The sequence below is a fragment of the Pseudomonas sp. NPDC087804 genome (genome assembly GCF_044742965.1).
In the GTDB taxonomy this organism is placed as follows: Bacteria; Pseudomonadota; Gammaproteobacteria; order Pseudomonadales; family Pseudomonadaceae; genus Aquipseudomonas; species Aquipseudomonas rustica.
Window position 1 is genome coordinate 1 of sequence record NZ_JBIUVN010000046.1, and the last position, 13488, is coordinate 13488.

10 protein-coding genes are annotated in these 13488 nt (G+C 58.7%); all 10 read left to right on the plus strand.

From position 1 onward, the window contains the following. A partial coding sequence (gene bamA / locus ACIOMO_RS27230) for an outer membrane protein assembly factor BamA (RefSeq protein WP_401244577.1) occupies positions 1 to 2370 on the plus strand: 2370 nt, incomplete at its 5' end. A gap of 45 nt (positions 2371 to 2415) precedes the next feature. Continuing rightward, positions 2416 to 2919 carry an OmpH family outer membrane protein gene (locus tag ACIOMO_RS27235; RefSeq protein ID WP_042557882.1) on the plus strand — a complete coding sequence of 168 codons (504 nt, stop codon included), beginning with the start codon at positions 2416 to 2418 and terminating at the stop codon, positions 2917 to 2919. Between the two features lie 3 nt (positions 2920 to 2922). Next, complete coding sequence (gene lpxD / locus ACIOMO_RS27240; protein WP_212545336.1) at positions 2923 to 3978, plus strand: UDP-3-O-(3-hydroxymyristoyl)glucosamine N-acyltransferase; 1056 nt, start codon at positions 2923 to 2925, stop codon at positions 3976 to 3978. 106 nt (positions 3979 to 4084) lie between these two features. After that, positions 4085 to 4525 carry a 3-hydroxyacyl-ACP dehydratase FabZ gene (gene fabZ / locus ACIOMO_RS27245; RefSeq protein WP_053117635.1) on the plus strand — a complete coding sequence of 147 codons (441 nt, stop codon included), beginning with the start codon at positions 4085 to 4087 and terminating at the stop codon, positions 4523 to 4525. Then, complete coding sequence (lpxA, locus tag ACIOMO_RS27250) at positions 4522 to 5298, plus strand: acyl-ACP--UDP-N-acetylglucosamine O-acyltransferase (RefSeq protein WP_159813095.1); 777 nt, start codon at positions 4522 to 4524, stop codon at positions 5296 to 5298. The genes fabZ and lpxA overlap by 4 nt, the downstream gene beginning before the upstream one ends. 2 nt (positions 5299 to 5300) lie before the next feature. Continuing rightward, a complete protein-coding gene (gene lpxB / locus ACIOMO_RS27255; protein WP_282352477.1) occupies positions 5301 to 6431 on the plus strand; it encodes a lipid-A-disaccharide synthase in 1131 nt (376 codons plus the stop codon). Positions 6432 to 6442: 11 nt separating this feature from the next. After that, complete coding sequence (rnhB, locus tag ACIOMO_RS27260) at positions 6443 to 7069, plus strand: ribonuclease HII (protein ID WP_159813170.1); 627 nt, start codon at positions 6443 to 6445, stop codon at positions 7067 to 7069. Positions 7070 to 7145: 76 nt separating this feature from the next. After that, a complete protein-coding gene (gene dnaE, locus ACIOMO_RS27265) occupies positions 7146 to 10667 on the plus strand; it encodes a DNA polymerase III subunit alpha (RefSeq protein ID WP_053117642.1) in 3522 nt (1173 codons plus the stop codon). Between the two features lie 139 nt (positions 10668 to 10806). Beyond that, entirely contained in the window at positions 10807 to 11754 is a 948-nt protein-coding gene (locus ACIOMO_RS27270; RefSeq protein WP_053117644.1) for an acetyl-CoA carboxylase carboxyltransferase subunit alpha, read from the plus strand. Positions 11755 to 11862: 108 nt separating this feature from the next. Beyond that, entirely contained in the window at positions 11863 to 13191 is a 1329-nt protein-coding gene (tilS, locus tag ACIOMO_RS27275; protein ID WP_401244581.1) for a tRNA lysidine(34) synthetase TilS, read from the plus strand. Positions 13192 to 13488: the final 297 nt, after the last annotated feature.

Consider the following 13488-nt stretch of genomic DNA (forward strand, 5'->3'; position numbering starts at 1 on the left):
AAACGTCTGCTGCTAACTGCGGTTCTCACCGTATTGATGATCGCCGAAGTTCACGCCGAGTCCTTCACTATCTCTGATATTCGCGTCAATGGCCTCCAGCGGGTCTCCGCGGGTAGTGTCTTTGGTGCCTTGCCGTTGAACGTCGGCGAGCAGGCGGATGATCGTCGCCTGGTGGAATCCACTCGTGCGTTGTTCAAAACCGGTTTCTTTCAAGATATCCAGCTGGGCCGCGAAGGCAACGTACTGGTAATCACGGTCGTTGAACGTCCGTCGGTCGCCAGTATCGAGATCGAAGGCAACAAGGCGATCTCCACCGAAGACTTGATGAAAGGCCTCAAACAGTCCGGTCTGTCCGAAGGCGAGATCTTCCAGCGTGCCACCCTCGAAGGTGTGCGTAACGAACTGCAGCGTCAGTACGTTGCTCAGGGTCGCTACTCGGCCACCGTTGATACCGAAGTGGTTTCGCAGCCACGTAACCGTGTTGGTCTGAAAGTGAAGATCAACGAAGGTACCGTTGCGGCCATTCAGCACATCAACGTCGTTGGCAACACGGTTTTCCCTGAGGAAGACCTGACCGACCTGTTCGAGCTGAAAACCACCAACTGGCTGTCGTTCTTCAAGAACGATGACAAGTACGCCCGTGAAAAGCTTTCCGGTGACCTGGAGCGTCTGCGCTCCTACTACCTGGACCGCGGCTATATCAACATGGATATCGCTTCAACCCAGGTGTCCATCACCCCGGACAAGAAACACGTCTACATCACCGTTAACGTCACCGAAGGCGAGAAGTACACCGTTCGTGACGTCAAACTCAGCGGTGACCTGAAAGTCCCTGAAGACCAGGTCAAATCGCTGTTGCTGGTGCAGAAAGGCCAGGTGTTCTCGCGCAAGCTGATGACCACCACCTCTGAACTGATCACCCGTCGTCTGGGTAACGAGGGTTACACCTTCGCCAACGTCAACGGTGTTCCGCAGCCACACGATGACGACCACACTGTCGACATCCTGTTTGCTGTCGATCCGGGCAAGCGTGCTTACGTCAACCGTATCAACTTCCGTGGCAACACCAAGTCGGAAGACGAAGTGCTGCGTCGTGAAATGCGTCAGATGGAAGGCGGCTGGGCTTCGACCTACCTGATCGACCAGTCCAAGACCCGTCTTGAGCGTCTGGGCTTCTTTAAAGAAGTCAACGTTGAAACCCCGGCTGTGCCAGGTGTCGACGACCAGGTTGACGTGAACTATAGCGTTGAAGAGCAGGCTTCCGGTTCGATCACCGCCAGCGTCGGTTTCGCCCAGAGCGCCGGTCTGATCCTCGGTGGTTCGATCACCCAGAACAACTTCCTCGGTACCGGTAACCGCGTCAGCGTCGGCCTGACCCGAAGCGAATACCAGAGCCGCTACAACTTCGGCTACGTTGACCCGTACTGGACCGCCGATGGCGTGAGCCTGGGTTACAACGCGTTCTATCGCACCACTGACTACGATGACCTCGATGTCGACGTTGCAAGCTATGCGGTAGACAGCCTGGGTGCTGGCGTAAACGTCGGCTACCCGATCAGCGAGACTTCGCGTCTGACCTTCGGTCTGTCCGTTCAACAGGATGAGATCAAAACCGGTACCTACACAGTTGACGAGATTTTTGACTTCGTTAACAAGGAAGGCGACAAGTACCTGAACTTCAAGGCGTCGGCCGGCTGGTCTGAATCGACCCTGAACAAAGGCGTACTGCCGACCCGTGGTCGTTCGCAGAGCCTGACGCTGGAATCGACGATTCCGGGCAGCGACCTGTCGTTCTTCAAGCTTGATTACCGTGGTCAGCTGTTCCAGCCGATCACTGAAAACTACACCCTGCGTCTGCACACCGAATTGGGTTATGGCGACGGTTACGGTTCGACTGACGGCTTGCCGTTCTATGAAAACTACTATGCTGGTGGTTTTAACTCGGTTCGTGGCTTCAAGGACAGCACTCTGGGTCCTCGCAGCACACCAAGCACGGGTAAAAACGGTACTCTGCCCGATCCGGATCAGGATCCACTGCCGTTCGGTGGCAACGTTCTGATTCAGGGCGGTGTTGAAGTATTGTTCCCGCTGCCTTTCGTCAAAGATCAACGCTCCCTGCGTACGTCGGTATTCTGGGATGTGGGTAACGTGTTTGATTCGCAGTGCAAGGACACCACGAACACTGATGGTTCGAAGTCCAACACGCAGTGCAACGACATCAGTCTGAGCAACATGGCGAGTTCCGTTGGTGTAGGCGTGACCTGGGTCACCGCACTGGGTCCTCTGAGCTTCGCGTTGGCCATGCCGATCAAGAAACCGGATGACGCTGAAACTCAAGTGTTCCAATTCTCCCTCGGCCAGACGTTCTAAGCGTCTGACCCAAGATAACGACAATGGATTTTGTAGGAGTGCATCGTGCGTAAGTTGACTCAATTGGTTCTCCTGGCCTCCGTACTGGTGGCAGGCCCGGCTTTCGCCGACATGAAAATCGCTGTTCTGAACTATCAGATGGCTTTGCTGGAATCGGACGCGGCCAAGAAGTACGCCGTTGATGCCGAGAAAAAGTTCGGTCCGCAACTGACCAAACTGAAGACTCTGGAAAGCAGCGCCAAAGGCATTCAGGATCGTCTGATGGCCGGTGGCGACAAAATGCAGCAGGGTGAGCGCGAGCGTCTGGAGCTTGAATTCAAGCAAAAGGCCCGTGACTTCCAGTTCCAGTCCAAAGAACTGAACGAAGCCAAAGCTGTTGCTGACCGCGAAATGCTCAAGCAACTGAAGCCGAAGCTGGATGGCGCAGTGGAAGAAGTCATCAAGAAAGGTGGTTTTGACCTGGTGTTCGAGCGTGGCGCAGTGATCGATGTCAAACCTCAGTACGACATCACGCGCCAGGTTATCGAGCGCATGAATCAGCTGAAGTAACCCATGACCGTGACCATCAAACTCGGCCAGTTGGCCGAGTTCCTCGGCGCCACCCTGCGTGGCGACCCGGAGAAGCAAATTACTGGGCTAGCCACTTTGCAAGAGGCTGGCCCAGCTCAGTTGAGCTTTCTGGCAAACCCTCAATACCGCAAATTCCTGGCAGGTTCGCAGGCGGCAGCGCTATTGCTCAAAGAAGCTGATGCTGAAGGCTTTGCCGGAAATGCGCTGGTGGTGCCGGATCCTTATCTGGCCTACGCACGTATCTCGCACTTGTTCGATCCCAAACCAAAAGCTGCGGCGGGTATCCACCCGTCGGCAGTGATTGCGGACGACGCGGTGGTTGATCCAACCGCCAGCATCGGCCCGTTTGTAGTGATCGAAGCCGGTGCGCGTATCGCTGCTCAAGTGACCTTGGGCGCCCACTGCTTTATCGGTGCGCGCAGTGAAATTGGTGAAGGCGGCTGGCTCGCGCCCCGCGTGACCCTGTATCACGACGTGCGCATCGGCAAACGTGTGGTGATTCAGTCCGGTGCTGTGCTCGGTGGTGAGGGCTTCGGCTTTGCCAACGAGAAGGGTATCTGGCAGAAAATCGCCCAGATCGGTGGCGTGACCATCGGCGACGACGTAGAGATTGGCGTGAATACCGCTATCGACCGTGGCGCATTGGCCGATACCGTGATCGGCAATGGCGTGAAACTCGATAACCAGATTCAGATCGCGCACAACGTTCAGGTCGGTGATCACACTGCCATGGCCGCGTGTGTCGGGATCTCCGGCAGCACCAAGATCGGCAAGCATTGCATGCTCGCTGGCGGTGTCGGTCTGGTTGGGCACATTGATATTTGCGACAACGTTTTCCTCACCGGGATGACCATGGTGACCCACTCGATTACCGAGCCAGGCGCCTACTCATCCGGTACAGCCATGCAACCGGCGGCCGAATGGCGCAAAAGCGCGGCCCGTATTCGTCAGCTCGATGACATCGCGCGACGTTTGAAACAGCTGGAAAAGCGCGTAGGGGAAGTGACCCCTGACGGCAATGCTTCATCAGATGGCTGATACCATTTCCATATCAAGTGTGCACAGCCTCTAGACTGCCTCCTTGATTTGCTAGAGGAGTGCGCGTCAGTCGCGCTCCCAATCTTTACATAGGCTTCCCCCCGAAATGATGGACATCAACGAGATTCGCGAATACCTGCCTCACCGTTACCCGTTCCTGCTGGTGGATCGGGTGGTGGAACTGGACACTGAAGGCAAGCGCATTCGCGCCTACAAGAATGTCAGCATCAATGAACCGTTCTTCAATGGTCACTTCCCTGCGCATCCAATCATGCCGGGTGTATTGATCATCGAAGCGATGGCTCAGGCTGCCGGGATCCTCGGTTTCAAAATGCTTGATGTGAAGCCTGCCGACGGCACGCTTTACTACTTCGTCGGTTCCGACAAGCTGCGCTTCCGCCAGCCTGTATTGCCGGGCGACCAGTTGATCCTTGAAGCCAAGTTCCTCAGCTGCAAGCGTCAGATCTGGAAATTCGAATGCCAGGCTTCGGTCGACGGCAAGCCGGTCTGCTCGGCTGAAATCATCTGCGCGGAACGCAAGCTATGAGTTTGATTGACCCTCGCGCAATCATCGATCCGTCGGCCGTTCTGGCTGACGGTGTCGAGGTCGGCCCGTGGTCGATCGTCGGCGCCGGTGTGGAAATCGGCGAGGGTACCGTGATCGGGCCCCATGTAATTCTTAAAGGCCCGACCCGCATCGGTAAGCACAATCGCATCTACCAGTTTTCTTCGGTAGGCGAGGACACGCCCGATCTGAAATACAAAGGTGAAGAAACCCGTCTGGTGATTGGTGACCATAACGTCATCCGCGAAGGCGTGACCATTCACCGTGGCACCGTTCAGGATCGTTCGGAAACGACGCTGGGCGACCACAACCTGATCATGGCCTATGCCCACATCGGTCACGACAGTGTCATCGGCAACAACTGCATTCTGGTCAACAACACCGCGTTGGCTGGCCATGTACACGTTGATGACTGGGCGATCCTCTCCGGTTTCACCCTCGTTCATCAGTATTGCCACATCGGCGCCCACAGCTTTTCCGGCATGGGCACGGCGATCGGCAAGGACGTTCCGGCGTTCGTGACGGTATTCGGCAACCCGGCGGAAGCACGCAGCATGAACTTCGAGGGCATGCGCCGTCGGGGTTTCAGCGAAGATGCGATCCACACCCTGCGTCGCGCCTACAAAACCGTCTACCGCCAAGGCCTGACGGTCGAGCAGGCACTGGCTGAGCTGGCTGAACCGGCGGCGCAGTTCCCGGAAGTTGCGATTTTCCGCGACTCGATCCAGTCGTCGACTCGCGGCATCACTCGCTGATCATGGCTAATCTGCGTATTGCGCTGGTGGCGGGTGAGGCTTCCGGCGACATTCTCGGCGCCGGTCTGATGCGCGCCCTCAAGGCGCAGCATCCGGCGGTCGAGTTCATCGGTGTGGGTGGCCCGTTGATGCAGGCCGAAGGCCTGACTTCCTACTTTCCCATGGAACGCTTGTCGGTCATGGGCCTGGTAGAAGTGCTCGGGCGTCTGCGTGAGTTGCTCAAGCGCCGCAAGGAGCTGATCGCCACGCTGATCGCCGAGAAACCGGATGTGTTCATCGGCATCGATGCCCCGGATTTCAACCTCAATATCGAACTGAAGCTGCGTCAGGCCGGGATCAAAACCGTGCATTACGTCAGCCCGTCGGTGTGGGCATGGCGGCAGAAGCGCGTGTTGAAGATTCGCGAAGGCTGCGATTTGATGCTCACGTTGTTGCCGTTCGAAGCGAAATTCTACGAAGAGAAGGGCGTGCCGGTGCGGTTCGTCGGTCACACGCTGGCCGATGCCATTCCGTTGGAGGCTGATCGTGCCGCCGCGCGTGCCGAGTTGGGCCTGCCCGACGGCCCGCTGGTGGCGTTGATGCCCGGCAGCCGTGGCGGCGAAGTGTCGCGACTCGGCGCGTTGTTCCTCGATACCGCCGAGCGCCTGCGCGGCATGCGCCCGGGCGTGCGTTTCGTCATTCCTTGCGCCAACGCCGAGCGCCGCGCGCAGCTCGAAGAGTTGCTCGCCGGCCGCGATCTGCCGGTGACCTTGCTCGACGGCAAATCCCATCTGGCCTTGGCCGCGTGCAACGCCGTGTTGATCGCTTCCGGTACCGCGACCCTGGAAGCGCTGCTGTACAAGCGGCCGATGGTGGTCGCCTATCGCTTGGCACCGCTGACGTTCTGGATTCTCAAGCGCATGGTCAAGAGCCCTTACGTGTCCTTGCCGAACCTGCTCGCCCAGCGTCTGCTGGTGCCAGAATTGTTGCAGGATGATGCGACGGTTGAAGCACTGGCCCAGACCTTGTCGCCGCTGATCGAGGGCGGTGAGGAGCAGACGCGCGGTTTCGACGAGATCCACCGCACCCTGCGCCGGGATGCCTCCAATCAGGCGGCGGACGCCGTCCTTAACCTGATCGGTCAAAAACAATGAGCAAGACAAGCATGCAGATGGGCCTGGATTTCACCCTGGTCGCCGAAGTCGAAGAATTGGTGGCCGGTGTCGATGAAGTCGGTCGCGGCCCGTTGTGCGGTGCAGTGGTGACGGCGGCGGTGATCCTCGATCCGAACCGGCCGATCCTCGGTCTCAACGATTCGAAGAAACTCACCGAAGCCAAGCGCGAAAAGCTCTACGACGAGATCATCGAGAAGTCGCTGAGCTGGTGCATTGCCCGCGCCGAAGTCGAAGAAATCGACGAACTGAACATCCTTCACGCGACCATGCTCGCCATGCAGCGCGCGGTCGCCGGCCTGCATATTCAGCCGAAACTGGCGATGATCGACGGCAACCGCTGCCCACACTTGCCGATGCGCGCTGAAGCGGTGGTGCAGGGCGACGGTAAGGTGCCGGCCATTGCTGCCGCGTCGATTCTGGCCAAGGTCAGTCGTGACCGTGAAATGGCTGCGTTTGAATTGATCTACCCGGGTTACGGCATCGGCGGCCATAAAGGCTACCCGACGCCCGTTCATCTGGAAGCATTGGTTCGTCTGGGCCCGACGCCGATTCACCGGCGCTCGTTCGCCCCGGTGCGTCTGGCTTACGAAGCGCTGGAAGGCCTGACGCAGGTTTAGTCGCAAGGCTGATGTTTTGTTCGAGGCCCGGTACAATCCGGGCCTTGTTGTCTCTATGTAACTGGACAGGATCACTATGCCGGCTTCATTCGTTCATCTACGCCTGCACACTGAATACTCGCTGGTCGACGGGCTGGTGCGGATCAAGCCGCTGGTCAAGGCGCTGACCGCCATGAACATGCCGGCGGTCGCGGTCACCGACCAGAACAACATGTGTTCCCTGGTCAAATTCTATAAAAACACCATGGGCGCCGGCATCAAGCCGATCTGCGGCGCCGACCTGTGGCTGTCGAACAAAGATCCGGACGCTCCGCTGAGCCGGCTCAGCCTGTTGGTGATGAACGCCAAGGGCTATCGCAACCTCACCGAGTTGATCTCGCGCGGCTTCATTGAAGGCCAGCGCAACGGCATGATCATCATCGAGCGTGAGTGGGTCGCTGAAGCCAACGAAGGCCTGATCATGTTGTCCGCCGCCAAAGAAGGCGAGATCGGCATGGCCCTGATCAGTGGCAACCCGGCTGAAGCCGAGGCACTGACGCGCGAATGGATGGCGGTGTTCCCGGATCGCTTCTATCTGGAAATCCAGCGCACCAACCGTCCCAACGATGAAGAACAACTGCACGGCGCCGTGGCGCTGGCCGACAAACTCGGCGCGCCGCTGGTGGCGAGCAACGATGTGCGCTTCATCAAGCAGGAAGACTTCGCCGCCCACGAAACCCGCGTCTGCATCGGTGAGGGCCGCGCCCTCGATGATCCGCGCCGTTCGAAGAACTACAGCGATCAGCAATACCTGAAAAGCGCCGAGGAGATGATCGAGCTGTTCAGCGATATTCCCGACGCGATTGAAAACACCGTCGAGATCGCCAAGCGCTGCAACATCGACGTGAAACTGGGCACGCACTTCCTGCCCAACTTCCCGATCCCCGATGGCATGACCATCGACGAATATTTCCGCAAAGTCTCCTTCGACGGTCTCGAAGAGCGCTTGGCGGTGTTGCTGCCAAAAGACACCACCGAAGACTACGAAGCCAAGCGTCAGGTCTATGTTGATCGCTTGAATTTCGAGCTGGATATCATCATCCAGATGGGCTTCCCCGGTTACTTCCTGATCGTTATGGACTTTATCCAGTGGGCCAAGAGCAACGGCGTGCCGGTAGGCCCTGGCCGTGGATCGGGTGCCGGTTCGCTGGTGGCCTACGTGCAGAAGATCACCGACCTCGACCCGCTGGAATACGATCTGCTGTTCGAACGTTTCCTTAACCCGGAACGGGTATCGATGCCCGACTTCGACGTCGACTTCTGCATGGACGGTCGTGACCGCGTGATCGATTACGTGGCCGAGAAGTACGGGCGCAACGCGGTAAGCCAGATCATCACTTTCGGTTCCATGGCCGCCAAGGCTGTGGTGCGCGACGTGGCGCGGGTGCAGGGCAAGTCTTACGGTCTGGCGGATCGTCTGTCGAAGATGATTCCGTTCGAAGTCGGCATGACCCTGGAAAAAGCCTACGAGCAGGAAGAAATCCTCCGTGACTTCATCAAGGTCGATGAAGAGGCCGCCGAAATCTGGGAGATGGCGCGCAAGCTCGAAGGCGTGGTGCGTAACGTCGGTAAACACGCCGGTGGTGTGGTTATCGCCCCGACCAAACTGACCGACTTCTCGCCGATTTATTGCGACGAGGCTGGCGACGGTCTGGTAACCCAGTTCGACAAGGACGACGTTGAAGCCGCCGGTCTGGTGAAGTTCGACTTCCTCGGTCTGCGGACGCTGACGGTCATCGACTGGGCGCTGAAGACCATCAACCGCGACCGCGCCAAGGTCGACGAGCCGCCGCTGGACATCGCGTTCATTCCGCTCGACGACAAGCCGACTTACACGCTGTTGCAAAAAGCTGAAACCACCGCGGTGTTCCAGCTTGAGTCGCGAGGCATGAAAGAGCTGATCAAAAAGCTCAAGCCCGACTGTCTGGAAGACTTGATCGCACTGGTGGCCCTGTTCCGTCCGGGCCCGTTGCAGTCCGGCATGGTTGATGACTTTATCAACCGTAAGCACGGTCGCGCCGAGCTGGCGTATCCGCACTCCGACTATCAATACGAAGGCCTCAAGCCGGTATTGGCGCCGACGTACGGCATCATCCTGTATCAAGAACAGGTGATGCAGATTGCCCAGGTCATGGCCGGTTACACCCTCGGCGGTGCGGACATGCTCCGTCGGGCGATGGGTAAGAAAAAGCCCGAAGAAATGGCCAAGCAGCGCGGCGGTTTTATTGAAGGTTGCAAGACCAACAATATCGAAGCCGACCTTGCCGGTAACATTTTCGACCTGGTGGAAAAATTCGCCGGTTACGGCTTCAACAAGTCTCACTCGGCTGCATACGGTCTGGTTTCGTACCAGACGGCCTGGCTGAAGACCCACTACCCGGCGCCGTTCATGGCCGCGGTACTGTCGGCGGACATGCACAACACCGACAAGGTCGTGACCTTGATCGAAGAAATTCGCACCATGAAGCTGCGTCTCGACGCGCCGGATGTGAATACTTCGGAATTCAAGTTCACGGTGAACGACGAAGGCCGCATCATTTATGGCCTCGGCGCGATCAAGGGTGTGGGCGAGGGTCCGGTCGAGGCGATCACTGAGGCGCGCGCGGACGGGCCGTTCAAGGATCTGTTCGATTTCTGCGCCCGCGTCGACCTCAAACGCATCAACAAGCGCACCCTCGACGGTTTGATCCGCAGCGGGGCGCTGGATCGTCTCGGCCCGTTCTTCCATGAAGAGCAAAAGGCTTATCAGGCCAACATCGACCGCAACCGTGCGGTGCTGCTGGCGGCGATGGAAGAAGCGATCAAATCCGCCGAGCAGACGGCGCGCACCCACGACAGCGGTCACGCCGACCTGTTTGGCGGCTTGTTCGTCGAGGAAGACGCCGACGTTTACGCGGTGCATCGCAAGGCCAAAGAGCTGACCCTCAAAGAACGCCTCAAGGGTGAAAAAGACACCCTGGGCCTGTACCTGACCGGTCACCCGATCGACGAATACGAAGGCGAGATCCGCCGTTTTGCCCGTCAGCGCATCATCGACTTGAAACCGGCCCGCGATACGCAGACCGTGGCCGGAATGATCATTGCCCTGCGGGTGATGAAGAACAAAAAGGGCGACAAGATGGGCTTCATCACCCTCGACGACCGTTCGGGGCGAATCGAGGCGTCGTTGTTTGCCGATGCGTTCCACTCCGCGCAGTCGCTATTGCAGACCGACGCGATGGTGGTGGTTGAAGGCGAGGTCAGCAACGATGACTTCTCCGGCGGCCTGCGCCTGCGGGTCAAGCGCGTGATGAGCATGGAAGATGCGCGTACCAACCTCGCCGAGAGCCTGCGCCTGAAGCTGCAAACCCAGGATCTGAAAGGCGATCAGCTACGCTGGTTGGGTGATTTGCTCAAGCGCCATCGCGGCGCGTGCCCGGTGACCATGGAGTACACCAGCCCCGATGCGAAGACCTTGCTGCAGTTTGGCGAGACGTGGCGAATCGACCCGGCGGATGCCTTGATTCAGGCTCTGCGTGACCAGTTCGGGCGAGACAACGTCTTCCTCCAATACCGTTGACCGGCGAGTGCCATCATTGCACTTGCCCGAAACCTGAATTTTTAATCTCGACCTCAGCGCGCCTCTCCCTTAAGGTAGGGCGCGAATAGACAACCGGCCGGCCCAAGCTTATTTGGGACTCGACCCAAGACGGACGCCTATGAACCCGAATTTTCTAGATTTCGAACAGCCGATCGCCGACCTGCAAGCCAAGATCGAAGAGTTGCGCTTGGTCGGTAATGACAATTCGCTGAATATCGGCGATGAGATCTCCCGCCTGCAGGACAAGAGCAAAACGCTGACCGAGGACATCTTCGGCAAGCTGACCAGCTGGCAGATCGCACGCCTGGCGCGTCACCCGAAACGCCCGTACACCCTCGATTACATCGAGCACATCTTCACCGAGTTCGACGAGCTGCACGGCGACCGTCACTTCTCTGACGACGCCGCCATCGTTGGCGGTATCGCCCGTCTGGAAGACCAGCCGGTGATGATCATCGGTCACCAGAAAGGCCGCGAAGTGCGCGAGAAGGTTCGCCGCAACTTCGGCATGCCGCGTCCGGAAGGCTACCGCAAGGCGTGCCGTCTGATGGAGATGGCCGAGCGTTTCAAAATGCCGATCCTGACCTTCATCGACACCCCGGGCGCTTACCCTGGGATCGACGCTGAAGAGCGCAACCAGAGTGAAGCGATCGCCTGGAACCTGCGTGTGATGTCGCGCCTGAAAACCCCGATCATCGCCACCGTTATCGGTGAAGGTGGTTCCGGCGGTGCTCTGGCGATTGGCGTCTGCGATCAGTTGAACATGCTGCAGTACTCGACCTACGCGGTGATCTCGCCGGAAGGTTGCGCATCGATTTTGTGGAAAACCGCCGAAAAAGCGCCGGATGCTGCTGAAGCGATGGGCATAACCGCTGAGCGTCTGAAAGGCCTGGGCATTGTCGACAAGGTGATTGGCGAGCCTCTGGGCGGCGCGCACCGTGATCCGGCGACTGCCGCTGCTTCGATTCGTGCCGAGCTGAGCTCGCAACTGGCGATGCTGAAGAAGTTCGATAACGAAGCGCTGTTGAAGCGCCGTTATGATCGACTGATGAGCTACGGCCTCTAAGTCGAACGCAGTACCCCTGTAGGAGCTGCCGAAGGCTGCGATCTTTCAAGATCAAAAGATCGCAGCCTTCGGCAGCTCCTACAGGATCCTTGAGAAGCGACCCTCTCTATGAATTCTTCGAAGAGTGATTTGCCTTCCCGGCTTCTGCTGAACCTTGAGCCCTGGCGCAATGCCGCTCATTGGCGTATCGCCTTCTCTGGTGGTCTCGACTCCACCGTCCTGCTGCATCTGCTGGCCTCTCTGGCAAAATCCGATTCCCTCCCGCCGCTAAGCGCTGTCCATATCCATCACGGCCTTCAGGCTGCGGCTGATGCGTGGCCGCAACATTGCCAAGCCGTTTGCGATGCGCTGGGTGTTTCGTTGCTGATCGAGCGGGTTGCGGTGCAACCGGGTGCGAGTCTGGAGCGAGCAGCACGGGATGCGCGTTACGCGGTGTTCAGTGCGCTGACGCAGACCAATGATCTGTTGCTGACCGGGCAGCATCGCGATGATCAGGCGGAGACGCTGTTATTTCGCCTGTTGCGCGGCGCCGGTGCGCGCGGATTGTCCGCGATGCCGGCGCAGCGGCCGGTGGGGCAGGGCACGCTGGTTCGGCCGCTGCTGGACATCTCCCGCGCCGAACTGGAAACGTACGCACAGGCTCATCAATTGACCTGGATCGAAGACCCGTCCAATCAGGATCGGCAATTCTCTCGCAACTATCTGCGCCATCAAGTCATGCCGCTGCTGACCGGGCGCTGGCCGCAAGCGCAGGCGAGCATGGCCCGCAGCGCCGCGCATCTGCGAGAGGCGCAGGGGCTGCTCGATGAACTGGCGCAGATCGATTTGGCACAAGCGAGCACCCCGCACGATTTCCAATGGCTGGGTTTGCCGTCGCTGGAACTGGCGCCACTCGCCGCCCTGTCCGCCGCGCGCCAACGCAACGCGATCAGTCATTGGCTCGAAGCCTTCACCCAACTGCCGGATAGCGACCATTGGTCGGGTTGGACGGATCTCTGCGAAGCGGCTTCCGATGCTTCGCCTATCTGGCGTCTGGCCAATGGCGAACTGCATCGCAGCGCCGGACGTGTGTGGTGGCTCAGCGGCCACTGGTTGCGCACGCCGATGATCGGCGCCGACTGGCAAGCGCCGTCGTCAACGCTACGCTTGGCCGATAACGGTCGCGTCATGTTCGACGGGCAAAATCCTTGCGGCCCGTTGCGTATCGCCTATCGTCAGGGCGGCGAAGTGATGCATTTGGCGGATCGCGGTCATCGCGATCTCAAGCGCCTGCTCAATGAGCGCGCGGTGCCGGGTTTTGTGCGTGGCAGATTGCCGCTGCTGTTTCGCGGTGACGAATTGCTCGCGGTGGCGAACCTGCCGGGGCTTGATGGCAATGGGCAGGACGGCTGGAAATTGCATTGGCAGCCAACAGGCGAAGATCTGGGTTTGAGCTGAAAGGAGCATTCCGGTAGACTACGCTCCCTTCTTGATACAACTTCTGTGGATTCGCCTGAATTGCAGGAGTTGCCGATTACCAAGCAGTCTTTGCTGGGCGATTCCAAAAAATGTGTAGCGAGCAACGTACCGGTGTTTCATCTGCCGGTCTGTCCCAACGCGGCGGTTTTTTTGAAAGGTGCACTGTGATTAATGCAGGTGATCGGGGGCTTCGGCCTTCCTTCGCTTCCCCCCGCGGCTCGGACCGCTTTAACCCAGACTTCTAGGGTTTTTGATGACGCGCTACATATTTGTCAC

Bases quoted from the DNA above. Each gene is read 5' to 3' on its own strand.
- lpxD (WP_212545336.1), top strand. From the start codon at position 2,923: ATGACCGTGACCATCAAACTCGGCCAGTTGGCCGAGTTCCTCGGCGCC.
- ACIOMO_RS27270 (WP_053117644.1), top strand. From the start codon at position 10,807: ATGAACCCGAATTTTCTAGATTTCGAACAGCCGATCGCCGACCTGCAA.
- dnaE (WP_053117642.1), top strand. From the start codon at position 7,146: ATGCCGGCTTCATTCGTTCATCTACGCCTGCACACTGAATACTCGCTG.
- lpxB (WP_282352477.1), top strand. From the start codon at position 5,301: ATGGCTAATCTGCGTATTGCGCTGGTGGCGGGTGAGGCTTCCGGCGAC.
- fabZ (WP_053117635.1), top strand. From the start codon at position 4,085: ATGATGGACATCAACGAGATTCGCGAATACCTGCCTCACCGTTACCCG.
- lpxA (WP_159813095.1), top strand. From the start codon at position 4,522: ATGAGTTTGATTGACCCTCGCGCAATCATCGATCCGTCGGCCGTTCTG.
- rnhB (WP_159813170.1), top strand. From the start codon at position 6,443: ATGCAGATGGGCCTGGATTTCACCCTGGTCGCCGAAGTCGAAGAATTG.
- tilS (WP_401244581.1), top strand. From the start codon at position 11,863: ATGAATTCTTCGAAGAGTGATTTGCCTTCCCGGCTTCTGCTGAACCTT.